The sequence below is a fragment of the Terrabacter ginsenosidimutans genome, assembly GCF_039539425.1.
In the GTDB taxonomy this organism is placed as follows: Bacteria; Actinomycetota; Actinomycetes; order Actinomycetales; family Dermatophilaceae; genus Terrabacter; species Terrabacter ginsenosidimutans.
Map to the genome: position 1 here is coordinate 36,971 of NZ_BAABDC010000007.1, position 23,624 is coordinate 60,594.

The window sequence follows — 23,624 nt, forward strand, 5'->3', positions numbered from 1 at the left end:
CCGCAGGGCCGGGCGCGCGCAAGGGTCTCGAGGACCCGGCGCCCGACCGGCTGACCCGTGCTCGCTCCAGTTCGACTGTCTCTCAGGGGAATCGGATGCCACCCACCCCTTGACGAAGGATTCGAACATGTGTTCGAATAGATCATGGACGGGACAGGCGGCGTGATGGACCACCGGCCACTCCATGCTGTCCACGACAGTGACGTCGTCGTCGATCTCGAGCATCTCGCTGGCCTCTTTCGCAGCCGCGCTGCGAGTCGCGTTCCCGTTCGGCAGCGCGACCTCCCGCTGCTCGAGCGCGCCGTGCGCAAACAGGTGGCCGAGTCCCTCCTGACGCAGGTCATGCCGGCCCTCGTGAGCGAGCTGCTCGAGGCTGTCGCCGACGACCTGTCACAGGTCGAGCCCGAGCCGCCCCGTCCAGAGCTCGAGGTCCGGGCGGACGACGAGCTGAGAGTCGTCGAGTCGGTCGAGCGGTGCAAGGCGGTCCTGGACGCCGTCGGTCTCGAGGCGTTGGCGAGGCTGCGGTCGACGATCGAGTCGAGCGAGCTCGCCCGTTTCGCCGACCTCGGTCGCTCGAAGCCGCCGGGGTGGGTCGACGCGGACGAGCTGACGGCGATGGAGGTCTGCACGGCGACCGGGCTCGGCACACATGAGCTTCGCGCGCGTCTCGCCCTCGCCACCGCGCGTACGCCCGGCGCTGCCTCGTTGCGCCACCGCCTCCAGCGGGGCGTGGTGACTCTTCACCGTGCGTGCACGATCCAGGGCGAGATCGCAGCGTTGCCCGTTGACTGTGGGCCAGGCATCGTCGACGCAGTCCTACGCTTCAAGGACGGCGCACCGCCGTCTCCCACCCTCTTCCGTCAGCGACTGACCCGCGCCTGCCTGGCAGCCGACCGCGAGGCCGCCGACCGTCGCCGCACGGCCCGACGCCGCCGTGGAGCGCACGCGCAGATCGACCGTGACGGCCTCGGTGTGCTGAACCTCGTCAACGACGCAGACAAGGTCGTCGCCGCCATGGAGCGCGTCGACGCCACAGCCCGCGCCGCTCGGGCGGCAGGCGATCCCCGCGATCTCGACTCGCTCCGTGCCGACATCATCACCGACACCCTGATGTTCGGGTGGCCCGACAGCGCCGCCGCCTGCAGTGGGACCCTTGAGCCGACCACGGCCACTGAGGACACGTCGCGTGTCGTCGGTGACTGGTTCACCCGTCTGGGGCGCCGGCCGTCGGCCGTGGTCAGGCTCGTCGTGCCCTGGAGCACCGCCGTCGGTCTCACCGACGCACCGTGTGAGGTGGTCGGCCACGGCTGGGTGACGGCCGACCACGCCCGTCAGATGATGCTCAACGACGGCTCGACCTGGCAGCGCCTCGGCGTCGACGGCGAAAGCGGCGCGGCGCAACGCCTCGAACCGCGTGCCTACCGTCCGACCGCGGCCATGCGCGCACAGGTCGAAGCCGTCGACGGCACCTGCCGCGCCCCCGGCTGCACCGTGCCCGCCGCTCGGTGCGACCTCGACCACGACATCCCGTGGCCACACGGCCCAACCGAGGTCACCAACCTGACGAGCAAGCATCGCTCCCACCACAACGTGCACACGCACGGCCACTGGCTCGTGCGTCGCGACGGAGACCGAGTCCGCTGGCGCACCAACGCCGCCCGCATCTACGACACCTACCCCAAGGACTGGCTCGAGGCGGTCCGTGACGCGGCGGTGATCTCGCCGCCGGTGGACAGGACCGCCCGCCCGCGCCCGCCGAGGGACGACCCACCGCCCTTCTAGGCCACAGCCCGGTTTGTGCAGGGCGTCAGGACGCTGCCGAGAGCGGCTCTGGCAGCCTGAAGACGCCGTCGGCGGTTGCCAGGTAGTAGCCGATCAGGTCGACCTCGTGATCGGCACACCGGTCGATCGCCATCTGGTGCCAAGCCCGGTCGAGATCGTTCGGCGCGGTCCCATGCGGTCGTCCTCGGCCGATGAGCACCGAGCCGGCGTTCTCGGCCACGAGCGGCAGCAGCAGGTCGAGCAGCTGGGCCAGGCCGTGGGCATCGGCCTCGGGCGGCACGTCGTGGAGCACGATCGGCTGGATGCCTCGGTCCTCTGAGTCGCAGATCATGACGCCGACGCACCCGGCTGCCCGATCGGTGTCGCCGACGATGAGGTCGATGACGTCAGACGCGACGCGTCGGTTGGTCAGGGGGATCTCACTGGCGCGAGGTGGCAGGTCTTCGAAGGTCATGGTCGCCATGGTCGCCCCGTCGGCGACCAGGCCGCCGACGTTGTCCCCAGCCTCGTTCCGACCTCAGGCGACGAGCTCAGCCGATGCCGAGCCGGTGTGCCACCTGGTCGCCGCCGATCTCTCGGATGAAGTGCGGGTCGCCGACCACGACGAGCTGGTCGGTGGCGCGGGACATCCCGACGTAGAGCATCTCGCGGGCACGGTCGGTGGTCTTCGCGTTGACGCACAGGACGACGGCCCGGCGCTCGAGGCCCTTGCACCCGAGGACGTGCCCGTAGAAGACGTCGTCCTCGTCCCAGAAGGAGCGCCAGTAGCCGACCTGACCCGCCGCGTCCTGCCGCTCCACCTGGGCGGGGTGGCGCGACCCCATGGTCAGGAGGACCACGTGCTGAGGCTGCCAGCCCTCCTCGAGGAGCAGGTCGACCTGGTCGTCTGCACTGGTGATGGCGTCCTCCCGCGCGCACGGAACGAAGCGGACGTCGGCGCCGACTCCCCCACGCAGATGCATCCGCATCGGGGCGAGCGGCCCGAACGCCCGGGCGATCTGCTGGGTGTTGCGCAGGTTGTGGTCGAGCACCAGCGGCACGAGCGGCACCGGCGGCTGACCGAATCGGGCGAAGATCCGCTGGTTCTCGTCGGAGTAGACGTAGAGACCACCCTCGTCCTCGTCACGCAGCGACTTCATGAGCGGGTACCACCAGTGGTCGGCGAAGTCCTGGGCCTCGTCGACGATGACGGCATCGAACTTCTTGCCCTCGGGCAGTGCTGCGGCGATCTCGGTCATGCGCACCGCGAGGTCGCGTTCCCAGAAGTCCGCGTCGTTGCGGTCGTGGGACGCCGTGTCGATGCCCCATTCGTTGGCGAGGTCCTCGAAGGACCCGACGAAGGCAGGACGGTGGTGGCGCGGCACCCCGGCGAGCTGCCGCTTGAAGTACTGGGAGAGTCCGATGGAGTAGCAGACGAGGGCCACCCGCTGGGCCTTGCGCTCCCCCTGGCCGCGTGTCAGGTCCTTGGCCTGGGTCAGGGCCAGGATCGTCTTGCCGCTGCCTGCGCCACCGCGGATCTCCATCCGCCGGATGAGCCTCGTCACCGACAGCAGCGTCGCCTGCTCCTGGGTGAGCCGGTCGGCTGCCGCCTCGCGCTCGTCGGCCTCGACGACGAGGTCGTGGACCGGGAAGCTGCGACCGGTGAGGATCTCGAGGATGAGCTCGACGTCGTCGGCGTTCGGCACCCGCTGCGAGTTCTCCTGCAGCTCGCACACGTCGTGCAGTCGTCCGGCGAGGTCGTCGAGGTCGCCGCGTCCGCTGATCATCCAGCGCGGGCAGTCGAGGGTGGCGAAGTCGGCGGCGACGTCGGTGTAGGGGACGACGACGGCGTGGCCCCAGCGCACCCGGCTGTGCCTGGCCTTCCAGCGCGGGTCGGCCTCGACGAACGTCCGGAGGGCGTACTTGCCGTCACGGCACTGGTCGACAGGACGAATCCGGCTGCGCCGCGCGCCGCCGCCCGTCCACCACTGACCCTGCGCGTCCACCGAGACGCTGCCGCCCTTGACCTCCACGACGACGACGCCGACCCCGGGCATGATGGCGACGACGTCGAGCTCGTGGTCCTTGAGGGCCGACGTCAGGCGCAGGTTCGGGATGAGCACCGTGTCGTCCGTCGCGGTGCGGCACAGCTGCTCCCAGACCAACCGCTCGGACTCGTGCGCGAAGCGCGGCGTCTCCCCCACCACCCTGACCATGGCCAGACCGTAGCCGTCCGGGACGACAACGAGGGCGTATGCCGTCCGGCGCGTCCCCGTGGAACGCGGCGTCGCGGCATACGCCCTCGGCGGTCCTGCGCCCCTCGGGGCGAGGGTCAGGCGACGCGCTGCTGGGGCGCGGTCTCCTTCGTCTTGCCCGGGTCCTTCTCGACGATGTCGCCGAGGACGTCGTCGATCTGCTTCATCAGCTCGGGCTCGAGCTTCACGCCCGCAGCCTTGACGTTCTCGGCGACCTGCTCGGGACGCGACGCGCCGACCAGAGCCGCGGCGACGTTGGGGTTCTGGAGCACCCAGGCGACGGCGAGCTGCGCCATGGTCAGGCCGGCCTCGTCAGCGATCGGCTTGAGGTTCTGCACTCGGGTCAGCACGTCGTCGTTCATGAAGCGCTTGATCATGTCGGCGCCGCCCTTCTCGTCGGCGGCACGCGAGCCCTCGGGCGGCTGCTGGCCCGGCTGGTACTTGCCCGTCAGCACGCCCTGCGCGATGGGGCTCCACACGATCTGGCTGACGCCGAGCTCCTCACACGTCGGCACGACCTCGCCCTCGATGACACGCCACAGCATGGAGTACTGCGGCTGGCTCGAGATGAGCTGGAACCCGAGCTCCTTTGCGAGAGTGACGCCCTCGCGGATCTGGTCGGCCGTCCACTCGCTGACGCCGATGTAGAGCGCCTTGCCCTGGCGCACGACGTCGGCGAACGCCTGCATCGTCTCCTCGAGCGGCGTCTCGGTGTCGTAGCGGTGGGCCTGGTAGAGGTCGACGTAGTCGGTCTGGAGCCGCTCGAGCGAGCCGTTGATCGACTCCATGATGTGCTTGCGCGACAGGCCGGTGTCGTTCTTGCCGCCGGGTCCGGTGGGCCAGTAGACCTTGGTGAAGATCTCGAGGCTCTCTCGACGCTCACCCTTGAGTGCCTCGCCGAGGACCGTCTCGGCCTTGGTGTTGGCATAGACGTCGGCGGTGTCGAAGGTGCTGATGCCGGCGTCGAGCGCGGCACGGACGCACTGCGTCGCGACGTCGTTCTCCACCTGAGAGCCGTGGGTCAGCCAGTTGCCGTAGGTGATCTCGGAGATCTTGAGTCCGCTGTTGCCGAGGTATCGGAAGTTCATTCGTCCACCGTATGCCGGGCCGCAGAGTCCGCCAGAGGCGCTCGGTCGAGGAATGAGACGGGTGCAGATGGAACTGTCGACATGGGTACGAACGTTGCTCAGTGACCGGCGGTTCGGCCGCCGCCACGAGCGGAATCTTCAAGTACACGTGAACGTTGAGAGCACGTGGAACCCGTGGACACCGTGTCCACGACGAAACCCGAAGGGGGTGCACCATGAGGCGAAGGAAGTACGAGGAGTTCGAAGAGGACAACGGAACCGTGCTGCGCTACGCCCGCCACGACAACGGTGGCGGTTTCGTCGAGTCGCACGCCCACGTCGACCCGACGGCATACGTCGGTGAGTCCGCCTACGTCGACCGCGGCGCAGTCGTCGGTACCGACGTGCGGATCGCGAACGGCGCCTGGATCGAGAGCGACGCCGTCGTCCATGCCGGGGCAGCCGTCGGAACCGGAGCGCACGTCGCCTCGGGCGCGGTCATCGGCCGCGATGCCCGGATCGGGGCACGTGCCAAGGTCGGCGCGGACACGCACGTCTGGGACGGGGCGCGCGTCGACACCGACGACGTCGTCCCCCAGGGCGCCGTCGTGCGCACCGGCACTCGCGCTCGCCGCGCCGCCTGACGCCTGCGCCGGCCCTCAGGGGGCTCGGTGGACGAGCTCGCGCACCGACGTGCGCGGCAGCCACGGGTATGCCGTCCGGCTGGGCGCAGCGTCGAAGCGCAGGTTCGCTCGGTCCATGACGAGGGCCGTCCTGGCGAGGCGCGCCAGCGACGGACGCACCGGCCGCGCGACTTGGCCCATGACGTGCAACGCGACGCGAGGCACGTGACGTGGAGGCGTCTCGGGGCGCACGAGGTGAGCCAGCTCGTTGAGCGTCAGGTCGTCACCACCGACGTCGATGACCTGGCCCCGCAACGTCGCGTCGGTCGCTGCGCGCGCGACGGCGACGGCCACGTCCTCCACGCTCACGAAGTTGATCGGGTTGTCGCCGTCCCCGAACACCTGAGGCCCCTTCCCGTCCTGGGCCGACTGCCTCAGCATCTCGACCCACATCTCGGCAAAGGCTGAGGCTCGCACGATGGTCCACGGGACTCCGCTGGCGCGCAGGTGCTGCTCCGCTGCCCACTTCATCCGGAACAGCTCGAGCGGGTGGTCAGCGGACGCGTCGACCACGGAGACGAGAACGACGTCGGCCTGCCGGACCTTGGCGACGTCGATGAGGCCGATGTTGCCGTCCCGGTCGACCTCGGCCGGCGACTCTCCCTTGCCGGGGTCCATGCCGTGGGCGGCCGCGACGATGACATCGGCCCCGTCGAGCGCCGCCGGCAGGGTGCTCGGGTCGCGGAGGTCCGCCGCGACGAAGTGGGCGCCGGGGACCCGCACCTGAGGCGCCGAGCGCGCGACGACGGTGACCTGCTCACCCTCCTCGGCGAGGCGTGCGGTGACGAGACGACCGAGGCGGCCGGTGCCGCCGATGACCGCGATCATGGCCACGTCCTTCCGGGACTGCCCCTGGCGTGGGGCGCACGGCGCGGGTGGAACTCGCGTCTCTCTCAGGCTGCCACCGGACGGCATACGCCGTCAGGGCGTCAGCCTGACCTGTCGGTCACATTCGCTCGGAGGGCCGCTCAGCAGGGTGAGCGGGTCAGGGCGAGGAACTCTGCCCGAGAGCGGGAGTCCTCGCGCAGGACCCCGCGCAGGCTCGACGTGATGGTCGTGGTCCCGGGCGCCTGCACGCCGCGGAGGGTCATGCAGAGGTGCTCGGCCTCGATGACGACGCCGACGCCGACGGGTGAGAGCTGAGCGGCCAGCCAGTCGGCCACCTGGACCGTCAGCCTCTCCTGCACCTGCGGCCTCGAGGCGAAGTGCTCGAGGACCCGAGCCAGCTTCGACAGCCCGAGGATGCGCGCACCCGGGAGGTAGCCGATGTGCGCGGTCCCGACGAACGGCAGCATGTGGTGCTCGCAGAGCGACCGCAGCGGGATGCTCCTCGCGACGACCATCTCGTCGTAGCCGCCGTCGTTGGGGAACGTCGTCAGGTGGAAGGGGCGAGGGCTCATCAGCTCGGCCAGCGACCCCGCCATCCGTTCGGGAGTCCGTGCGAGGGACTCGTCGTCCAGGTCGACGCCCAACGCCTCGAGCAGGATGCGCGCTCCGGCCGCTGCGCGTTCGAGGTCCGGCTCGGCGACGGCGCCGGTGCCCGACCACGACGTGCGAGCGCGGTGTTGAGTCCGGGACGATGGATCCGGTTGGGAGAGTGATGGATTCATGGGATGAGTCCTTCCTGTGGCTTGCGTGGTCGTCGGAGTGGGTCCGGCTGCCTGGTGTGGTCGGGTTGGCTGCGCCGCGTCGGCGCGGCGTGGGCGTGCAGGGCGAGGACACCCGCATCGCCCGGACCGCCGAGGTCACGTCGGGCCTCGAGCCAGTCCTCGGTGCTCTCGTGGGCGCGGCGCAGGAGGTCCGGTGTCTGGGTGAAGTCGGCCGGCGACACGGACAGCGGGCACAGTGGCGGGACGACGTGCAGGCGGGCGCCGCCGGTGTAGCCCCGGACCTGGGCGATGAGCTGGCGGTGCAGCAGCAGACTGAGAGAGCTCAATGCGATGCCGAGGGCCGTCCGGGGCGGGGTCCCGGCGCAGGGATAGCCGGCTGGCAGCAGGTAGATGTCGGTCACGCCGTGCGCTGCCGTGTGGGCCAGGACGTCGAGCTCGCCGATGGCGCCGTCGACCAGCGTCCTGCCGTCCCGGAGTACCGGGGGCAGCACCCCGGGCACGGCCGCGCTGGCCCGGACGGCGCTGACCGAGGACCCGGCGCTCAGGACCAGTCCCTTCCCCGTCACGAGGTCGGTGGCGGTGACCTCCACGGGGATGTGTGCCTGCTCGAAGGTGTCGAAGCCCAGGTGGCGCTGCAGCAGCCGTTCAAGCCCCGTCCCCGGGAACATCGACGGCTCGCCACCACGCACCGCCGCGAGCCAACGCCGAGGCTCGAGCGGGAACACGTCGCGGCGCCGCAGGTCCAGCCACAGTCGGGTGAGCTCCTCCAGCCGCCCGGCCGTGCTCCTGCTGGTGCTCCCCCGCCGGCTGGTGCCGGCGGGTCCGGCGAGATGGGCCGCGTTGACGGCCCCGACGGACGTGCCGACGAGCAGGTCGGGCTCGATCCCGCCCTCGTGCAGGGCGGCCAGCATGCCGACCTGCACGGCGCCGAGACTGCCGCCGCCCGTCAGCACGAACGCCGTTGTCATGGCTCAGGCCCGGCGCAGCGGCCACAGCAGGGGCCGAGGGTCGAAGCGGGTGGCCAGTCGTTGCAGCGCCACCGCTGCGAGCAGCAGCCCGAAGTCACGCAGCGCCACGTCGTAGAAGCCGGGGAGGAGGAGCAGGTTCACGATGATCCCGCCGAGCCAGGCGGCCACGACGAGGGCGCCGAGGCGAGGGTGGAAGGCGACGACGAGGCCGGCGACGACCTCGATGACGCCCACGGCATACATGGCCTGGTGCGGCGTGACCGGCAGCGGCCGCGAGAGCACGGGGGCGAGGTACTGGTCCCAGTGGACGAGGAGGTCGGTGAACTTGTCGAGGCCGAAGATGATCGGCGCGACCACGAAGGCAGTGCGGAGCACCGCATACGCCTGGTATGCCGGGTCGCTCCTGTGCGGTCGGGTGTGGTCGTTGCTCTCCTGATTCTCCTTGCTCTCGAGGGTCGAGCGGTGGCTTCCGATGGTGACCATGGGTCCTCCTGGACGAGTGACGCGGTGTCCGACCCGCCGCTCCGGAGACATCGGGACGTGGCGGTGGGACGCTGACGGAGTGTTAGTGCGGTCAGCGACCACAGGTCTTACCGACGGCCCTGAGCCGGTCGTCGGTAAGACGAGCGCCCCTCGCTGCGGCAAACAGGGCATGTTCACCGACCAGTCCCGCCCCCACGCCTCTCCTGCGCCCTGCCGTTCGCCCGGGCCGCCGCTCGACGTCGTCGAGTGGCGGTGGTGCCGGTTGCGCGAGGCCGGATTCCCCCCTGTCCTGGCCAGGTCGTTGGCCCGCAAGCACGTCGACCTGCACGCCCTGCTCGAGCTCGTCGACGCCGGATGCCCGCCCGAGCTCGCGGCCCGGATCCTCGCGCCGCTCGACGACGTCGACCTCGACCAGCCGTGGGCGAGCTGATGACCGCAGTGCGGAGGGTCGACCTGGGCGCTCCCGTGCGTGAGGGAGCACCGCGGGACTGGGTCGCAGCGCTCGGCAGCACAGGTCCCGATCAGTCCATGGCCCTGCGCGAGCTCCACGCGCTGATGATCCGCGCAGCAGGACATCAGGTGTGGCGGATGCGGGCGGCGCTGCCCGACCCGTCGCCCGGCGCCGTCGACGTCATCGTCAACCAGGCCGCGGACGAGGCGATGACCGCCCTGCTCGGCAAGCTGCACACCTTCCAGGGGCGGAGCCGCTTCACGACGTGGGCGTTCAAGTTCGCCATCCTCCAGGCGGCGACCGAGGTGCGGCGCCTGCAGTGGCAGCACCGCGAGGTCGAGCTGCGCGACGTGGAGCTGCGGCCGTCGCCTGCGCACGACGGTCCGGAGCTCTCCGCCGAGGGGAACGACCTCGCCGGAGCCGTGGCCGAGGCGATGCGACAGGTGCTCACTCCCTACCAACGGCGCATCGCCGTCGCGCTCCTCGTCGATGCCGTCCCGATCGACGTCCTCGCCGAGCGCCTCGGCACCAGTCGCGGGGCGCTCTACAAGACGCTCCACGACGTGCGCGTCCGGCTCCGGTGCGAGCTCACTGCGAAGGGCTATCTCCCTGTGTCGCATGACAGCTCGAACCAAGGGACCACTACGGACAACGACCCCGACGTCTCCCCCACCCCGACGGCAGGCACGCCATGAGCCAGACACCCCGACCACGTCCCGCAGTCATCCCTGAGCAGGCGGTCGAGTCCCTCCTGCAGGACACGACACCCTGGCTCTCCTGCGAGGAGTGCTTCGAGCGGATGGACACCTACGCCGAGGCGGCCCTCCACGACCCGCAGCACCGCGACGAGGCGATGACGGCCCACCTGCGCGGATGCTCCGCCTGCGAGGAGGAGGCCCAGTCCCTCATCGACCTGCTCGAGGGGCAGTGACCGCGGCCGCCATCACCAGCGGCCGTGCACGTGCTCGCGGATCTCCTCGTCGTAGACCGCGGTGAGCTGCTCGAGCAGGTCAGCGTCCAGCGGCTCGAGGGCGGCAGCGCCGACGTTGCCACGGACCTGGTCGCCGTTGCGCGCGCCGGGGATCACGATGCTGACGCCGGGCTGGTCGAGGATCCAGCGCAGCGCCACCTGGGCCGCAGGACGCGGCCGCGCCAGGGCGGTCACGCGACGCGCCGCGCGCACCCCCACCTCGAACGGCACCCCGGAGAAGGTCTCTCCCACGTCGAAGGCGTCGCCCCCGCGGTTGTAGGTCCGGTGGTCTCCGGACGCGAACGTCGTGCGCTCGTCGTACTTGCCGGACAGCAGACCGCTCGCGAGCGGCACGCGCGCGATGATGCCGACCCCGGCCGCCTCGGCTGCGGGCAGCACCTGCTCGATCGGCTTGCGCCGGAAGGCATTGAGGATGATCTGCACGGTCGCGACGTGAGGTCGGGCGATCGCCGTCAGCGCCTCGTCGCACGTCTCCACGGAGACGCCGTAGGCGGCGATCGCGCCCTCGTCGACGAGGGTGTCCAGGGCGTCGTAGACGCGGTCGTCGGAGTAGACCGGGGTCGGTGGGCAGTGGAGCTGGACGAGATCGAGCCGGTCGACGCCGAGGTTGCGGCGGCTGCGGTCGGTCCAGCTGCGGAACGCCTCGAGCGTGAACGCCTCGGGCACATGGGGGTCGGCGCGTCGGCCCATCTTCGTTGCGACCGTGAGGCCGGCGTCGGGACGTTCGGCGAGCAGTCTGCCGATGAGGGTCTCGCTGCGGCCGTCGCCGTAGACGTCCGCGGTGTCGAGGAAGGTGACTCCTTCGTCGACAGCCGCGTGGAGGACTGCCATGGCGTCGGACTCGTCGACGTGACCCCAGTCGGCGCCGAGCTGCCAGCAGCCCAGACCGACGACGGAGACCTGACGACCGGTGCGACCGAGCTGACGCGTCTGCATGGTCAGAGCCTGGGCGGACCCGCGACGCGGCACACGGCAGCGGCCACCGCTGGTGCCACGGAGGAGTCGAACACGCTCGGGATGATGAAGCTCGCATTGAGCTCCCCGGGATGGACCGAGTCGGCGATGGCCGTGGCAGCCGCCACCATCATCTCGTCGCTGATGTCGGACACGTGGGCGTCGAGCAGCCCGCGGAAGAAGCCCGGGAAGACGAGCACGTTGTTGATCTGGTTCGGGGCGTCCGAGCGGCCGGTGGCGACGACCGCGGCGTGCTCGCTCGCGGCGATCGGGTCGACCTCGGGGACGGGGTTGGCCAGGGCGAAGACGATCGCGTCGGGTGCCATCGTGGCGATGTCGTCGCCGGTCAGCAGGTCGGGGGCGGAGACACCGATGAAGACGTCGGCGCCGACGAGCACCTCCTTGAGGGTGCCGCTCTCGTGTCGCGCGTTGGTGTGGTCGGCGATCCACTGGCGGAACGGCTCCATGCCCTCGTTGCCGTTGTGGACCGCTCCCGTACGGCCGCACGCCACGATGTCTCGTGCGCCCTGGGTGAGCAGCAGGCGGATGATGGCGTGGCCGGCCGCACCGACGCCGGAGACGACGATGCGGACGTCGTCGATGGACTTGTTGACGACCCGCAGCGCGTTCTTCAGCGCAGCGAGCACGACGATCGCCGTGCCGTGCTGGTCGTCGTGGAAGACCGGGATGTCGAGCAGCTCTCGCAGGCGTGCCTCGATCTCGAAACACCGTGGTGCAGAGATGTCCTCGAGGTTGATGCCGCCGTAGACCGGGGCGATCGCCTGGACGGTCGCCACGATCGCGTCGGAGTCCTGCGTGTCGAGACAGACCGGCCAGGCGTCGACGCCCCCGAACTGCTTGAAGAGGGCGGCCTTGCCCTCCATGACCGGCAGCGCCGCGAGCGGGCCGATGTTGCCGAGGCCCAGCACCGCCGACCCGTCGGTGACGACGGCAACGGTGTTGCGCTTGATGGTCAGACGGCGGGCGTCCTCGGGGTGCTCAGCGATGGCCCGGCAGATCCGGGCGACGCCGGGCGTGTAGGCGCGCGAGAGGTCGTCCCGGTGCTTGAGCGGGACCTTGGGGTTAACCTCGATCTTGCCGCCGAGGTGCAGCAGGAAGGTCTGGTCGCTCACCTTGTGCACGACGGCGCCGGGGATCGCCGCGATCGCCTCGGTGATCAGATGCCCGTGCGCCTCGTCGCGGGTGTCGCACGTGACGTCGACGACGAGCCGGTCCGTCCGGCTCTCGGAGACGTCGAGGGCGGTGAGCGCACCGCCCGTCGACGAGACGGCGGTGGTGAGGGCGGCGGTCGCGTTGGCGGCGGCAGGCACCTCGACCCGGACGGTGATCGAGTAGCCAGGACTCGGGATGGCCATGTCAGTCCTCTCGCGCCGAGCATCGGTGCCGACGAGCCCATCCTGCACCCGCGAGCGCGAAGGGGCCATGCACCACGTCCGCGATCGACGGGTGCATGGCTCCTTCGGGCCCTTCGGGGCTCAGTGTGCTTCGCGGGTGAGGCTGAACCGAGCCGCGACTCCCGAGATGAGCAGCGCCCAGCCGGTGAGCACCAGCGCCGCCGCGGTCGGGCTGAGCGCGCCCTGCGCTGCCGTGCCGACGCTCGTCAGGGCGATGGCGGCGCCGGCCGGAAGCCAGTGGGCGACGTCGGGGACGACGCTGCCGAGGATGCCGACCTCGATGACCATGACCCACGCGATGGCGCCGATGATGGCGGCGACGGTGTTGCGGGTGAGGGCTCCGAGCGCCACACCCACCAGGCCGTAGAGAGCCGTGGCAACGGTGGCGCCGACCCACAGCTGGGCGACGTCGACCGGCAGCGAGTGCACGCCTCGGGCTCCGTAGATCATCACGGCCTCCGCGTAGGCGATACCGAACGTCGCGGCCCCGAGGATCGCGCCCAGACCCAGGGCGGTTCCTGCCTTGGCCGCGAGGACCCGCACCCGTCGCGGCTCCGCGAGGAAGGTCTGCATGATCGTCCGGTTGCGATACTCGCCGGCGACGATCAGCACGCCGACGGCGAGCATCACCATCGAGGTGAGCGCCGAGACCGAGAGCGTGTGGTTGACGTGGTCGGTCGAGCCGAAGGCCGGACCGCCCGGGCTGGGAACGAGTGCGTTGGACGCGACCGAGGCGGTACCGAGGACGAGCGTGACGGCGAGACTGACCCAGGCCGCGGGGGTGGTTCGGAGCTTGTAGAGCTCAAGGGACACAAGGGTTCTCATGACCAGACCTCCTGCGTGTCGGTGGGGTGGATGAGGGTGTGGAAGACGGACTCGAGGTCCGTGTCGCCGCTGACGAGGTCGTGGACCGGGCCGGCGGCGGCAAGCGTGCCGCCATGGATGACGACGAGGTCGTCGGCGACGGCTGCGACCTCGGTGAGCAGGTGGCTCGAGAGGAAGACCGTGCCGCCTGCGTCAGCGAAGGTCCGCAGCAGATGGCGCATCTCGCGGATCCCGTCCGGGTCGAGGCCGTTGAGCGGCTCGTCGAGAACGAGGACCGACGGGTCCCCCACCAGCGCCGAGGCCAGGGCCAGCCGCTGGCGCATCCCGAGGGAGAACCCCCCGACACGACGGTCGGCCACCGCCCCGAGGCCGAACCGCTCGAGCAGCGAGTCGGCTGCGTGGGCGGACACGCCCGCCTGTCGGGCCGTCAGGCGCACGTGGTTGCGTGCGGAGCGGTTGGGATGGAACCCCTGGTCGAGCACCGCACCGACGACCTGGGTCGGGTGCGGCAGGTCCCCGTAGCGGACACCGTCGATCGTCGCCGCCCCGCTGGTCGGTTCGGTGAGTCCGAGCATGATCCGCATGCTGGTGGTCTTCCCGGCGCCGTTGACTCCGAGGAAGGCGGTGACGCGACCCGGCAGCGCCGTGGCGGTGAAACCGTCGAGCACGGTGACCGAGCCGTAGCGCTTGCTGAGCTGGTGGAACGCGAGGGTGGGCATGGTGGTGAGCTCCTGTGTCGGTGCCGGTGTGGTCGACTCCAACGATCCGGCTCCGGGGTGGCTCGAGTCGTCGGCCGGGCGGCCGATCCTCCGCGTGCACCTCAGGGGTGGCTCCAGGCGCAGCCCGCGCGACGGCATACGCCTGCAGGCGTACGTCCCAAAGGCGATCCCGCACGACCGGGTGCTCCCTACTGTGCAGGTATGGAGTCGAGCACGCGCCGGCGGTGGCCACGGGCGGGCCCCCGGCTGACGGACGCCGTCGTGGCCGTCGCGCTCCTCGTCGTGCTGGTCCTGTCGTTCGGCGCCTCGGTGCGAGCCGGCCAGCGACCCATGGACATCTGGGCGTGGGTGCTGGCGCTGATGCTGACGCTTCCGTATGCCGTGCACCGCCGCTTCCCATGGGCGGCCCTCGCGGTCGTCCTGACAGCGCTCCTTGCCTGGTCACTGCTGCACTACGCGGCATACCCGGGGGTCAGTGTCTTCGTCCTGCTCTTCGGCCTGGCGCTGCACGGTCGTCGCCGGGACTCGCTCCTCGCCCTCGGTGCGTCGGGGGCGGCCTTGGCGGTGGCCCTCGCGGCGCAGCCGGTCGGCGTGGTCACGGCCAACGACGTCATCTCGACGTTCCTCGCGACGGCGGTCGCCTGGCTCGCCGGCGACAACCTGCGCCAGCGTCGCCTCCGGTGGTCGGCGATGGAGGAGCGGGCCCGGCTGCTGGAACGCGAACGGGAGGACCGCGCCCGTGCGGCGGTGGCGGCCGAGCGGCTGCGCATCGCGCGCGAGCTGCACGACATCGTCGCCCACTCGATGTCCGTCGTCGCCGTCCAGGCCGGCGTGGGTCGTCATGTCATCGACACCGACGTGGCCGCCGCCGGCCAGGCCCTCGGCGTCATCGAGGCGACCAGCCGGGACGCGCTCGTCGAGATGCGCCGGATGCTGGGGGTGCTCCGGCGGGGCGACGAGGCAGCGGCCACGCGGCCGATGCCCGGACTCGCAGACCTGCCGGCCCTGGTCGCGGAGACGCGGGCGGCTGGGCTCGGGGTGACGCTCGAGTGGAGCGGCGACGTCGCCGACGTGCCCGCGGGCGTCAGCCTGGCGGCCTACCGTGTCGTGCAGGAGTCGCTGACGAACGTCATCAAGCACGGCGGCCCGGTCGCCCACGTGCGCGTCTCGTGCGGGGAGCACGAGGTCGAGCTCGAGGTGACGGACGACGGACGGCGCCAGCAGGAGCACGCAGCGTCGTCGCGGGGCAGCAGTGCGGGCCACGGACTGGTGGGGATGCGTGAACGCGTCGAGCTCTACGGCGGGAGCTTCCACGCCGCACCACGTCCTGGTGGCGGTTACGGCGTGCAGGCACGGCTTCCGTATGCCGCGGGGTCGTCATGAGCGCCGCGGTGCGCGTCGTCGTCGTGGACGACCAGGCGCTCGTCCGTGGCGCGTTCCGCCTGCTGGTGGACTCCGCGCCGGACCTCGAGGTGGTCGGCGAGGGTGCGAACGGCGAGGAGGCGGTGGCGCTGGTGCGCGAGCTCGAACCCGACGTCGTGCTCATGGACATCCGGATGCCGGTCATGGACGGGCTCGAGGCGACGAGCGCGATCGCCGGACTCGGTGTCCGGACGCGTGTGCTCGTGCTGACGACGTTCGACCTCGACGACTACGTCTTCGGGGCGCTGCACGCCGGCGCCAGCGGGTTCCTGCTCAAGGACACTCCACCGGCGCAGCTGCTCGACGGGATCCGCGTCGTGTCGCGCGGGGAGTCCCTGCTTGCGCCGAGTGTCACTCGGCAGCTCATCGCGGAGTTCGTCCGTCGGGACCCGCCGGCCGGCATGGCGCGATGGGAGGCCACGGGCTCACCTACCGGGCCGGCTGGGCTGACCGGGCTGACGGGGCTGACGGAGCGCGAGACGGAGGTGCTCGTCCTCGTCGCGCGCGGACTGTCCAACCAGGAGATCGGTCAGGAGCTGTTCGTGACACCGGCCACCGCCAAGACCCACGTGAGCAGGCTGCTGATGAAGCTCGGGGCTCGCGACAGGACCCAGCTCGTGATCCTCGCCTACGAGAGCGGTCTCGTCGAACCCCACGGCTGAGCCGCGTCCGCGTCGCTCCTGGGCGCGATGACTCCTCAGTCCCGCCCCGAGCGGGCGAGGGTCACGAGGTCCCGCACGCCGGCGCCGGGGAGGTAGGCCCGGCTCAGCGCCAGCCCGATGCGCGGGAGCGCCGCCTCGTCCGGGAAGACGAGGTAGAGCGGCTCGTGGCGCGGCTGGAACTTCGACTTGAAGGCGTGCAGCGACCGGAAGCCGTAGTACGGCTCGAGGGAGGCGCCGAGCCGGTCGAGGAAGGTGTCGAGCGTGCCCCGGTCGAGCGACTCGTCGCCCGCGGACGGTCGGGTCCGCGCGAGGGGCGCACCCGAGAGGGACACGACGGGGCATCCCTCCTCCTTGAAGGTGAGGCAGGCCGAGGCGATGAGGAACTCCATGGAGTAGCGGAAGCCCTGAGGCAGCCGCCGCATGACGTCCAGCGTCCACCCGGACGGGTCTCCGCCACCGCTGCCGTGGAACGGCATCCACGACGTGACGCCATGAACCGTCGAGTCCTCGTCGATGGCGAGCCCGACGCGCACGTTGCGGTCGAGAGCCTCGTCGACACCTCCCAGCGTGAAGCCCATCTCGGGCAGCCCCTTGTCCTCGACCCACTCGGAGGAGATCGCCTTCACCTGCATCTGGATGCCTCGGGGCATGTCGGCGAGCGGCCCGATCCGAAAGCGGATGCCCAGCTTGGCCGCCTGGTTCAGGGCGGTGCGCACGTCCTGCCAGGCCTTGCCGACGAAGTCGAGCGACGGCAGATCGATCCACGCCTCCTCGGCCACCTGGAGCGAGTGCCATCCCTGGGCACGGGCGTGGTGCGAGGCCTCGGACGTCACGGTGAACAGGCACGGGACGAGCCCCTGGCCGTGCACGGCATTCGCGAAGGCGCCGAGCAGCACGAACCGGTCCTCCTCCGAGGAGGCCACCGGATCGCACAGCCCGACGGCGACGCCTGCGTGCACGCGGTAGGCCACGTAGCCGTTCACCGACGACGGCGCGAACCAGCGGTTCTCGGGCCAGGTCGTCATCCACGCGAGGCGGTTGACCGTGCCCTGCTCCTGCAGCAGCCGGGTGGCCCGCGAGCGCTGGTCGTCGTCGGCCGGTGCGACGAGGCTGCCGGTGGTGCGACGCGCTCGTCGGACGGACGGGTTGCGGAAGGCATGGCGGCCGACGAGGCACACGGCCAGTCCGAGACCGTTGCCGAAGAGCTCCCAGCCGGCAGCAAGCAGTCCCTGCTCGCCGACCACCACCATGTATCCGAGGTTGAGGACCTGGATGACGATGACGACGACCAGCAGCCCCACCGCCCACCGCCAGGCCCAGCGCCGCCCCTTGTAGAGCGACCGGGCGAGCCACAGCCAGAGAACGACCTGGACGAGGCCCAGCAGCACGTCGGTGTTGGCCAGCTCCTCGGCGCGCGCTTCCCTGGTCATCGTGACGGCGAACGGGCCGTCGGCGGTGGTGAACGGCCGCAGCAGGACCTCGACAGCGGCGACGACGAAGAAGCCGGACGCGAGCAGCCGGAAGTCCCGTCGAGTGAGGTGCCTGACGGTGAGCGCCGGCTTCCGGCCGATGAGGAACGGACCGAGGAGAAGGCCGAATCCCACTCCCAGAACGTGCTCGAGGTCCGCGAGGCCACCCATGTGGATGACGAACAGCACGACGTACGCGACGAGCAGGGTCCGGACGCGCCCGCGCCAGGGCGGCGACAGGGTGACGGAGGCGGCCGCCGCAGCGCCGAGGAAGCCGGCGGACGGGCCTGCGTCCCGGACACGGGCGAGCGTCGTGGTCCATTCGTAGCCATGGTCGCGGGTCAGCCAGAGCAGGGCGGCCGCACCGAGAACGGCGAAGAGGTGACAGGAGACGAGGGCGACCGCACAGCGCCAGGCCTCCAGGCGCCACTCCGTGAAACCACCGAAGACGATGAGCCCCAACAGGATCGGCACGTACTGGAATGGCTGGGCTGCGAAGAAGGCGCCAGTGACGACGGTCCACCAGGCGCCCTCCTCGAGGGCCGGCAGCCCGTAGGTCGCGGAGTCGCGCAGGGGCTGGCCGAGGAGAGGACTCCAGAGCGTCCGGGTCCACACCGACAGCACGAGGACGACGACAACGAGGGTGCTGGTCAACGGCAGGCGACGCGTCACCGTCCGAAGACGAGACATGACTCCATGCTCCCCCGCGGCAACCCGCGACGTCGACGGTTCGGCGATGTCGAGACGATCTGTCCCCTCTGCGCAGGAACTGTCTGGTGGAGCACAACGGCCCTGCGCTTCTCGCCGGTCGGTGTGCAATGGAGGGGGAGGAACGATGACCAGCTGCGTCTGGCGGCCGCGGAACTGCATCGCCGCGCTCACCATCGCCGTGGCACTCGGAGCGTGCCAGGGCTCGAACGAACCCGCGGCACCGTCCACCTCTACCGCGGCCGGCACGAGTACGACGTCCACCGGTGCCTCGCCCTCGACGCCGGCTGCTGTGCCCACAGGTCCCGCGACCACGCGGCCCACACCGACCGGCATACGCCCGAGCCCCTCCAGCACGGCGCGCCCGACGGTGACGACGCCCCAGCCCACCCGCCCCACGTCGACGAGAACGCCGACGAGGACCCCCACCACCCCGGCTCCCACGACCTGCTCGATCCCGTCACGGTTGCTGGGCCGCGACCTCACCACCCTGGGCACCGAGCGCAAGCTCGTGGCCCTGACGTTCGACGCCGGGAGCGGGAACGATGCCGTCGCGTCGATCCTTCGCACCCTCGAGGCGCAGCACGTGCCCGGGTCGTTCTTCCTCACCGGACAGTTCGTGGACGACTTCCCATCGAGCGCCAGGGCCATCGCGGCTCGCTACCCGGTCGGCAACCACACCTACCGGCACCCAGACCTGACCACCCTCTCGTCGTCCTCGATCCGCAGCGAGCTCCGCACAGCTGCAGCGCGCATCAAGGCCGTCACCGGGCAGGACCCACGTCCGTGGTTCCGCTTCCCCTTCGGCGCCGTCGACGCGCGCACCATCTCGGTCGTCAACGCCGAGTGCTACGTGCCGTTCCGGTGGACCGTCGACACGCTCGGCTGGAAGGGCACGTCGGGCGGCCAGTCGGTGACGTCGGTCGTCTCTCGTGTCGTCGCCGCCGCCCAGCCGGGAGAGATCGTGCTCATGCACGTCGGCGCCCACCCCACGGACCACTCGACCCTCGACGCCGACGCGCTCCCCCGCGTCATCAGTGCGCTGCGGGCGCGCGGCTACACCTTCACGACACTCGCGGCCGTCATCGGTCCGGCGCCCTGAGCCCCGACGTTCCCCAGCGGCGCGGCATACGGCATACGGCTCAAAGGTGACGGCCTCCGGCGTTTCGTGGACCCCGCGATCGGGCGTGCCTACTGTGGAAGGTGGCCAGTCGGCCACCGGGGCGGCCGTGCTGGCTGTGGACGAGCGGCGCTCCCCTCGATCAGCCGGCGACGCTCCCCAGCTCCCCGCCCCGGGGATCTGGAGACCGTCATGACGACCCACCTCGAACCCTCGACCGGTGCCCGTTCCGCTCCGAACGGGCTCGATGCCGGCACCCGCACCGCGCTCTTCGAGACCATGGTCCTCTGCCGGACGTACGAGGAGGCCATCCTCCGCGAGTACCACGCCGACAAGGGGCCCGGCTTCGACATCGGCAAGGGACTCGTCCCCGGCGAGATGCACCTCTCGGCGGGTCAGGAACCCGTCGCCGCGGGAGTGTGCGCACACCTCACCACCGACGACGCCCTGACGGCGACGCACCGGCCCCACCACCTAGCCATCGCCCACGGCATGGACCTGCGCGCGATGACGGCCGAGATCTTCGGCCGCGAGACCGGACTCGGTCGAGGACGCGGGGGCCACATGCACCTGTTCGACCCGGCCACCCACTTCTCGTGCTCAGGCATCATCGCCGAGGGCTACCCACCGGCGCTGGGTCAGGCCTTCGCCTTCCAGCGGGCGCAGACCGACCGGATCGCTGTGGCGGTGACCGGAGAGGGCGCCGCCAACCAGGGCGGTTTCCACGAGTCGCTCAACCTGGCAGCCCGCTGGTCGCTCCCCGTCGTCTTCGTCGTCGAGGACAACGACTGGGCGATCTCCGTGCCGCGTGACGCGGCCACGGCGATCCCATCGAACGCGGATCGTGCTGCGGCGTATGGCATTCCAGGCGAACGGATCGAGGACAACGAGGTGGAGGCAGTGTATGCCGCCGCGCAGCGAGCCGTCGGCCGCGCACGCTCCGGTGGCGGCCCGTCGCTCATCGAGGTGCACACGCTGCGCCTGTGGGGCCACTTCGAGGGCGACGCCCAGGGCTACCGTCCAGAGCTCGCCGAGGTGCCCTCCCACGATCCGATCCCTCGCTACGAGAAGGAACTTCGAGAGTCTGGCGTGCTGGACGACGACGCCGTTCACCGCATCCGTTCCACGGCCGCAGACCGCGTCGAGGACGCGATCGCCTATGCGAAGTCCAGCCCGCTGCCCGACCCCGCGTCGGCGACCTCCTACGTGTTCGCCTGAGGAGACGACGATGACCATCACTGAATCCCCCAGTGCTCCTGCCCCCCAGGCCGGTCGGAGGCTCACCACCTCCAAGGCCATGGTCGAGGCCATCGCCCAGGAGATGGAGCGCGACCCGGGCGTCGTCTACCTCGGCGAGGACGTCGGTGCCTACGGTGGCATCTTCAGCTCGACCACCGACCTGCTCGCGCGCTTCGGCCCGAAGAGGGTCATCGACACCCCGATCTCGGAGACCGCCTTCATCGGGCTCGGCATCGGGGCGGCGGTCGAGGGCATGCGCCCGATCGTCGAGCTGATGTTCGCGGACTTCATGGGGGTGTGCCTCGACCAGATCTACAACCACATGGCCAAGATCCACTTCGAGTCCGGCGGCAACGTCACGGTGCCCATGGTGCTGACGACAGCGGTCGGCGGCGGCTACTCCGACGGGGCGCAGCACTCGCAGTGCCTCTGGGGCACCTTCGCACACCTGCCGGGCATGAAGGTCGTCGTGCCGAGCAACCCGGCCGACGCCAAGGGCCTCATGACCTCGGCGATCCGCGACGACAACCCGGTCGTCTACATGTTCCACAAGGGCGTGATGGGGCTGGCCTGGATGGCGAAGAACGCGAGGTCGGTGGGCGACGTCCCGGACGGCGAGCACCTCGTGCCGATCGGCAAGGCGGCGGTCGCGCGGACCGGCACGGACGTCACCGTCGTGACGCTGTCACTCTCGGTCCACCACGCGCTCGACGTCGCCGACACGCTGTCGGCCGACGGTGTCGAGGTCGAGGTCATCGACCTGCGCAGCGTCGTGCCCCTCGACCGCGAGACCATCCTGGGCTCCGTGGCCAAGACCGGGCACCTCGTCGTCGTCGACGAGGACTACCTGTCGTTCGGCTTGTCGGGCGAGATCGTCGCGACCGTCGCCGACCAGGACCCGACCATGCTCAAGGCTCCGGTCCAGAGGGTCGCCGTGCCCGACGTCCCGATCCCCTACGCCCACGGCCTGGAGTATGCCGTCCTGCCCCGGCCGGAGCGCATCGAGGCTGCGATCCGCAGGTCGTTGAGCCTGTGACCGAGGTCCCGTTTCCGCCCTTGTCGAAGGAGAGCCCGCGCGCCGAGGGCATCCTCGCCACGTGGTTCGTCAGCGACGGCGCCGCGGTCTCGGCCGACCAGCTCATCGCCGAGGTCCAGGTCGACAAGGTCTCTGCCGACGTGGTCGCGCCCGTGGCGGGGGTGATCCGCCTGCTCGTCGCCGAGGAGGCGGTCGTCGCCCAGGGGTCGCCGATCGCGCGGATCGAGGAGTCCGACTGACCCTCTGAAGGCCGTAACATCTGAGCATGCGTTCAGATGAGAGTGTCATCGCCATCGATGACTGCGTCGACCACTGCGTCCATCCGGAGACGGTGCGCCACGTACGCGCCCGCGCCCTGCCGGCGAACGACCTCGTCCAGGTCTCCGCGGTGTTCAAGCTCCTCGGGGACCCGACGCGCGCCAAGCTCCTCTACGCCATGCTCGAGGCGGGTGAGCTGTGCGTGTGCGACCTGGCCGCCTCGACCGGGGTCGCGGAGACGACCGTCTCGCAGTCGCTGCGCCTGCTGCGCGCCTCCCGGGTCGTCACGGCCCGGCGAGACGGTCGTCTCATGTACTACCGCCTCGCCGACGCCCATGTGCGAATGCTGCTGGACCTGACCCGGGAGCACATGACCCACGGCCGGGAGCCTGCGCCCTCGGCACCGGTGGAACCCCTCGAACGGGTCCGAAGCGGCGGGGCGGAGCGATCGGGTCCGAAGCGATCGGGTGCGAAGCGATCGGGTGCGAAGCGATCGGGTGCGAAGCGATGAGCCACGGACACGGCCACGGCGGCCGCGGCGTGAGTCGCTCTGCGGCGGGGGCACTCCGCTGGCGGCTGCAGCTGGCCTTCGGCATGGTGGCGATGTTCTTCGTCGTCGAGCTCGTCGTCGGGCTGACCTCCGGTTCGCTGGCCCTCATCAGCGACGCCGGACACATGGCCGCCGACGTCGTCGCCCTCGGTGCTGCCCTAGTCGCCACGCGCATCGCCACCCGAAAGGACGTGACGGGGCGACGCACCTTCGGCTCCTACCGCGCCGAGGTCTTCGCCTCCGGCCTCGCCGTCCTGCTCATGCTCGGTGTCGCCGTGTACATCTGCATCGAGGCCATCGGGCGGATCGGCTCCGAGACCGAGGTCGCCTCCGGCCCGATGCTCGTCGTCGGCGCTCTCGGCCTGGTCGTCAACCTCATCAGCATCGCCCTGCTGCGTGCCGGAGCCAGCGAGAGCCTCAACGTCAAGGGCGCCTACCTCGAGGTCCTCGCCGACACTCTCGGCTCGGTCGGCGTCATCGCCGCCGCGATCCTCGTCAGCTCCACGGGCCAGCAGTGGTGGGACACCGTCGTGGCCCTGGCCATCGCCTTGTTCGTCGCGGTCCGGGCCGTCCTGCTGGGTCGCGAGGTCCTGGCTGTCCTCGGCCAGCACGCACCGGCCGGGATGCATCCGGACGAGGCGGAGCAGGCACTCTCCGAGATCTCCGGCGTCGTCGAGGTCCACGACCTGCACGTGTGGACCCTGACGTCCGGGATGAACGTCGCCACCGCGCATCTCGTGACCGCCCCGGCTCGGGCCGGCCACGCATCGGCCGACACGGGCACGATCCTGGCGCAGGCAGCAGAGGTCATGCGCGAGCGCTTCGGCATCGAGCACGCCACGCTGCAGATCGAGCCCGCCGGCTCCAGTGCCTGCGCGCAGACCACCTGGTGAGTCCCGAGACCCGGGTTCGGCCTCGACCGGCTCGTCCACGACGTCGCGTCGTCAACCTCGAGGCGATGACAGGTCGATGGTCTAG

25 protein-coding genes are annotated in these 23,624 nt (G+C 70.8%); 13 read left to right on the forward strand and 12 right to left on the reverse strand.

Annotation, left to right across the window (positions count from 1 at the left end):
• Positions 1 to 165 precede the first annotated feature (165 nt).
• A complete protein-coding gene (locus ABD831_RS17800) occupies positions 166 to 1,782 on the forward strand; it encodes an HNH endonuclease signature motif containing protein (protein ID WP_344949762.1) in 1,617 nt (538 codons plus the stop codon).
• A gap of 25 nt (positions 1,783 to 1,807) precedes the next feature.
• On the opposite strand, the gene ABD831_RS17805 is transcribed toward ABD831_RS17800, so the two are convergent.
• The 3 genes from ABD831_RS17805 to ABD831_RS17815 all read right to left on the reverse strand — a co-directional run bounded on the left by ABD831_RS17805 (position 1,808) and on the right by ABD831_RS17815 (position 5,104).
• Positions 1,808 to 2,236, reverse strand: a complete 429-nt coding sequence (locus ABD831_RS17805; protein ID WP_344949765.1) for a hypothetical protein — start codon at positions 2,234 to 2,236, stop codon at positions 1,808 to 1,810.
• 76 nt (positions 2,237 to 2,312) lie between these two features.
• Complete coding sequence (locus ABD831_RS17810) at positions 2,313 to 3,977, reverse strand: NERD domain-containing protein (RefSeq protein ID WP_344949768.1); 1,665 nt, start codon at positions 3,975 to 3,977, stop codon at positions 2,313 to 2,315.
• A gap of 116 nt (positions 3,978 to 4,093) precedes the next feature.
• Positions 4,094 to 5,104: an aldo/keto reductase family protein gene (locus ABD831_RS17815; RefSeq protein ID WP_344949771.1), complete on the reverse strand. Its 1,011-nt coding sequence runs from the start codon at positions 5,102 to 5,104 to the stop codon at positions 4,094 to 4,096.
• A 215-nt stretch (positions 5,105 to 5,319) separates the two neighbouring features.
• Between ABD831_RS17815 and ABD831_RS17820 the strand changes: the two genes are divergently transcribed.
• Positions 5,320 to 5,727 (forward strand): transferase, encoded by a 408-nt coding sequence (locus ABD831_RS17820; RefSeq protein ID WP_344949774.1) that lies wholly within the window; start codon positions 5,320 to 5,322, stop codon positions 5,725 to 5,727.
• 15 nt (positions 5,728 to 5,742) lie between these two features.
• On the opposite strand, the gene ABD831_RS17825 is transcribed toward ABD831_RS17820, so the two are convergent.
• The 4 genes from ABD831_RS17825 to ABD831_RS17840 form a co-directional block, all read right to left on the reverse strand.
• Entirely contained in the window at positions 5,743 to 6,594 is an 852-nt protein-coding gene (locus tag ABD831_RS17825) for an SDR family oxidoreductase (RefSeq protein ID WP_344949777.1), read from the reverse strand.
• 140 nt (positions 6,595 to 6,734) lie between these two features.
• Positions 6,735 to 7,376, reverse strand: coding sequence for a GTP cyclohydrolase I FolE (gene folE / locus ABD831_RS17830; protein WP_344949780.1), 642 nt, complete (start codon positions 7,374 to 7,376; stop codon positions 6,735 to 6,737).
• Complete coding sequence (locus ABD831_RS17835) at positions 7,373 to 8,344, reverse strand: patatin-like phospholipase family protein (RefSeq protein ID WP_344949783.1); 972 nt, start codon at positions 8,342 to 8,344, stop codon at positions 7,373 to 7,375. Before ABD831_RS17835 ends, folE begins: the two co-directional genes overlap by 4 nt.
• A 3-nt stretch (positions 8,345 to 8,347) precedes the next feature.
• Positions 8,348 to 8,827, reverse strand: coding sequence for a hypothetical protein (locus ABD831_RS17840; RefSeq protein ID WP_344949787.1), 480 nt, complete (start codon positions 8,825 to 8,827; stop codon positions 8,348 to 8,350).
• Between the two features lie 169 nt (positions 8,828 to 8,996).
• On the opposite strand from ABD831_RS17840, the gene ABD831_RS17845 reads away from it, so the two are divergent.
• The 3 genes from ABD831_RS17845 (at position 8,997) to ABD831_RS17855 (ending at position 10,209) form a co-directional block, all read left to right on the forward strand.
• Positions 8,997 to 9,257: a hypothetical protein gene (locus tag ABD831_RS17845; protein ID WP_344949790.1), complete on the forward strand. Its 261-nt coding sequence runs from the start codon at positions 8,997 to 8,999 to the stop codon at positions 9,255 to 9,257.
• 98 nt (positions 9,258 to 9,355) lie between these two features.
• Positions 9,356 to 9,973: an RNA polymerase sigma factor gene (locus ABD831_RS17850; protein WP_344949793.1), complete on the forward strand. Its 618-nt coding sequence runs from the start codon at positions 9,356 to 9,358 to the stop codon at positions 9,971 to 9,973.
• On the forward strand, positions 9,970 to 10,209 hold the full coding sequence (locus ABD831_RS17855) for a hypothetical protein (RefSeq protein WP_344949796.1): 240 nt from the start codon (positions 9,970 to 9,972) through the stop codon (positions 10,207 to 10,209). The genes ABD831_RS17850 and ABD831_RS17855 overlap by 4 nt, the downstream gene beginning before the upstream one ends.
• A 12-nt stretch (positions 10,210 to 10,221) precedes the next feature.
• Here ABD831_RS17855 and ABD831_RS17860 read toward each other — a convergent pair whose 3' ends face one another.
• From ABD831_RS17860 to ABD831_RS17875, 4 genes are all read right to left on the reverse strand, one after another.
• Positions 10,222 to 11,205, reverse strand: coding sequence for an aldo/keto reductase (locus ABD831_RS17860; protein ID WP_344949799.1), 984 nt, complete (start codon positions 11,203 to 11,205; stop codon positions 10,222 to 10,224).
• A gap of 2 nt (positions 11,206 to 11,207) precedes the next feature.
• Complete coding sequence (locus ABD831_RS17865; RefSeq protein WP_344949802.1) at positions 11,208 to 12,599, reverse strand: NAD-dependent malic enzyme; 1,392 nt, start codon at positions 12,597 to 12,599, stop codon at positions 11,208 to 11,210.
• 120 nt (positions 12,600 to 12,719) lie between these two features.
• A complete protein-coding gene (locus tag ABD831_RS17870) occupies positions 12,720 to 13,463 on the reverse strand; it encodes an ABC transporter permease (protein WP_344949805.1) in 744 nt (247 codons plus the stop codon).
• Complete coding sequence (locus ABD831_RS17875; RefSeq protein WP_344949808.1) at positions 13,460 to 14,182, reverse strand: ATP-binding cassette domain-containing protein; 723 nt, start codon at positions 14,180 to 14,182, stop codon at positions 13,460 to 13,462. The genes ABD831_RS17870 and ABD831_RS17875 overlap by 4 nt, the downstream gene beginning before the upstream one ends.
• A gap of 201 nt (positions 14,183 to 14,383) precedes the next feature.
• On the opposite strand from ABD831_RS17875, the gene ABD831_RS17880 reads away from it, so the two are divergent.
• A complete protein-coding gene (locus ABD831_RS17880) occupies positions 14,384 to 15,565 on the forward strand; it encodes a sensor histidine kinase (protein ID WP_344949811.1) in 1,182 nt (393 codons plus the stop codon).
• On the forward strand, positions 15,562 to 16,266 hold the full coding sequence (locus tag ABD831_RS17885) for a response regulator (RefSeq protein WP_344949814.1): 705 nt from the start codon (positions 15,562 to 15,564) through the stop codon (positions 16,264 to 16,266). Before ABD831_RS17880 ends, ABD831_RS17885 begins: the two co-directional genes overlap by 4 nt.
• Before the next feature lie 35 nt (positions 16,267 to 16,301).
• On the opposite strand, the gene ABD831_RS17890 is transcribed toward ABD831_RS17885, so the two are convergent.
• Positions 16,302 to 18,425 (reverse strand): bifunctional lysylphosphatidylglycerol flippase/synthetase MprF, encoded by a 2,124-nt coding sequence (locus tag ABD831_RS17890; protein WP_344949817.1) that lies wholly within the window; start codon positions 18,423 to 18,425, stop codon positions 16,302 to 16,304.
• Positions 18,426 to 18,735: 310 nt separating this feature from the next.
• On the opposite strand from ABD831_RS17890, the gene ABD831_RS17895 reads away from it, so the two are divergent.
• From ABD831_RS17895 to ABD831_RS17920, 6 genes are all read left to right on the forward strand, one after another.
• Complete coding sequence (locus ABD831_RS17895) at positions 18,736 to 19,545, forward strand: polysaccharide deacetylase family protein (protein ID WP_344949820.1); 810 nt, start codon at positions 18,736 to 18,738, stop codon at positions 19,543 to 19,545.
• Between the two features lie 210 nt (positions 19,546 to 19,755).
• On the forward strand, positions 19,756 to 20,781 hold the full coding sequence (locus tag ABD831_RS17900) for a thiamine pyrophosphate-dependent dehydrogenase E1 component subunit alpha (protein ID WP_344949823.1): 1,026 nt from the start codon (positions 19,756 to 19,758) through the stop codon (positions 20,779 to 20,781).
• A 10-nt stretch (positions 20,782 to 20,791) separates the two neighbouring features.
• On the forward strand, positions 20,792 to 21,838 hold the full coding sequence (locus ABD831_RS17905; protein ID WP_344949826.1) for an alpha-ketoacid dehydrogenase subunit beta: 1,047 nt from the start codon (positions 20,792 to 20,794) through the stop codon (positions 21,836 to 21,838).
• A gap of 20 nt (positions 21,839 to 21,858) precedes the next feature.
• On the forward strand, positions 21,859 to 22,077 hold the full coding sequence (locus ABD831_RS17910) for a lipoyl domain-containing protein (protein ID WP_344949829.1): 219 nt from the start codon (positions 21,859 to 21,861) through the stop codon (positions 22,075 to 22,077).
• A gap of 26 nt (positions 22,078 to 22,103) precedes the next feature.
• Entirely contained in the window at positions 22,104 to 22,607 is a 504-nt protein-coding gene (locus ABD831_RS17915) for an ArsR/SmtB family transcription factor (RefSeq protein WP_425582848.1), read from the forward strand.
• The gene (locus ABD831_RS17920; protein WP_344949832.1) at positions 22,604 to 23,539 is read left to right on the forward strand and encodes a cation diffusion facilitator family transporter; all 936 of its coding nucleotides are present in this window, start codon (positions 22,604 to 22,606) and stop codon (positions 23,537 to 23,539) included. The genes ABD831_RS17915 and ABD831_RS17920 overlap by 4 nt, the downstream gene beginning before the upstream one ends.
• The last annotated feature ends 85 nt before the right edge of the window (positions 23,540 to 23,624 follow it).

Coding starts and splice junctions, on each gene's coding strand:
- ABD831_RS17800 (WP_344949762.1), top strand. CDS start 166: ATGGACCACCGGCCACTCCATGCTGTCCACGACAGTGACGTCGTCGTC.
- ABD831_RS17805 (WP_344949765.1), bottom strand. CDS start 2,236: ATGACCTTCGAAGACCTGCCACCTCGCGCCAGTGAGATCCCCCTGACC.
- ABD831_RS17810 (WP_344949768.1), bottom strand. CDS start 3,977: ATGGTCAGGGTGGTGGGGGAGACGCCGCGCTTCGCGCACGAGTCCGAG.
- ABD831_RS17815 (WP_344949771.1), bottom strand. CDS start 5,104: ATGAACTTCCGATACCTCGGCAACAGCGGACTCAAGATCTCCGAGATC.
- ABD831_RS17820 (WP_344949774.1), top strand. CDS start 5,320: ATGAGGCGAAGGAAGTACGAGGAGTTCGAAGAGGACAACGGAACCGTG.
- ABD831_RS17825 (WP_344949777.1), bottom strand. CDS start 6,594: ATGATCGCGGTCATCGGCGGCACCGGCCGCCTCGGTCGTCTCGTCACC.
- folE (WP_344949780.1), bottom strand. CDS start 7,376: ATGAATCCATCACTCTCCCAACCGGATCCATCGTCCCGGACTCAACAC.
- ABD831_RS17835 (WP_344949783.1), bottom strand. CDS start 8,344: ATGACAACGGCGTTCGTGCTGACGGGCGGCGGCAGTCTCGGCGCCGTG.
- ABD831_RS17840 (WP_344949787.1), bottom strand. CDS start 8,827: ATGGTCACCATCGGAAGCCACCGCTCGACCCTCGAGAGCAAGGAGAAT.
- ABD831_RS17845 (WP_344949790.1), top strand. CDS start 8,997: ATGTTCACCGACCAGTCCCGCCCCCACGCCTCTCCTGCGCCCTGCCGT.
- ABD831_RS17850 (WP_344949793.1), top strand. CDS start 9,356: ATGGCCCTGCGCGAGCTCCACGCGCTGATGATCCGCGCAGCAGGACAT.
- ABD831_RS17855 (WP_344949796.1), top strand. CDS start 9,970: ATGAGCCAGACACCCCGACCACGTCCCGCAGTCATCCCTGAGCAGGCG.
- ABD831_RS17860 (WP_344949799.1), bottom strand. CDS start 11,205: ATGCAGACGCGTCAGCTCGGTCGCACCGGTCGTCAGGTCTCCGTCGTC.
- ABD831_RS17865 (WP_344949802.1), bottom strand. CDS start 12,599: ATGGCCATCCCGAGTCCTGGCTACTCGATCACCGTCCGGGTCGAGGTG.
- ABD831_RS17870 (WP_344949805.1), bottom strand. CDS start 13,463: ATGAGAACCCTTGTGTCCCTTGAGCTCTACAAGCTCCGAACCACCCCC.
- ABD831_RS17875 (WP_344949808.1), bottom strand. CDS start 14,182: ATGCCCACCCTCGCGTTCCACCAGCTCAGCAAGCGCTACGGCTCGGTC.
- ABD831_RS17880 (WP_344949811.1), top strand. CDS start 14,384: ATGGAGTCGAGCACGCGCCGGCGGTGGCCACGGGCGGGCCCCCGGCTG.
- ABD831_RS17885 (WP_344949814.1), top strand. CDS start 15,562: ATGAGCGCCGCGGTGCGCGTCGTCGTCGTGGACGACCAGGCGCTCGTC.
- ABD831_RS17890 (WP_344949817.1), bottom strand. CDS start 18,425: ATGTCTCGTCTTCGGACGGTGACGCGTCGCCTGCCGTTGACCAGCACC.
- ABD831_RS17900 (WP_344949823.1), top strand. CDS start 19,756: ATGACGACCCACCTCGAACCCTCGACCGGTGCCCGTTCCGCTCCGAAC.
- ABD831_RS17905 (WP_344949826.1), top strand. CDS start 20,792: ATGACCATCACTGAATCCCCCAGTGCTCCTGCCCCCCAGGCCGGTCGG.
- ABD831_RS17915 (WP_425582848.1), top strand. CDS start 22,104: ATGCGTTCAGATGAGAGTGTCATCGCCATCGATGACTGCGTCGACCAC.
- ABD831_RS17920 (WP_344949832.1), top strand. CDS start 22,604: ATGAGCCACGGACACGGCCACGGCGGCCGCGGCGTGAGTCGCTCTGCG.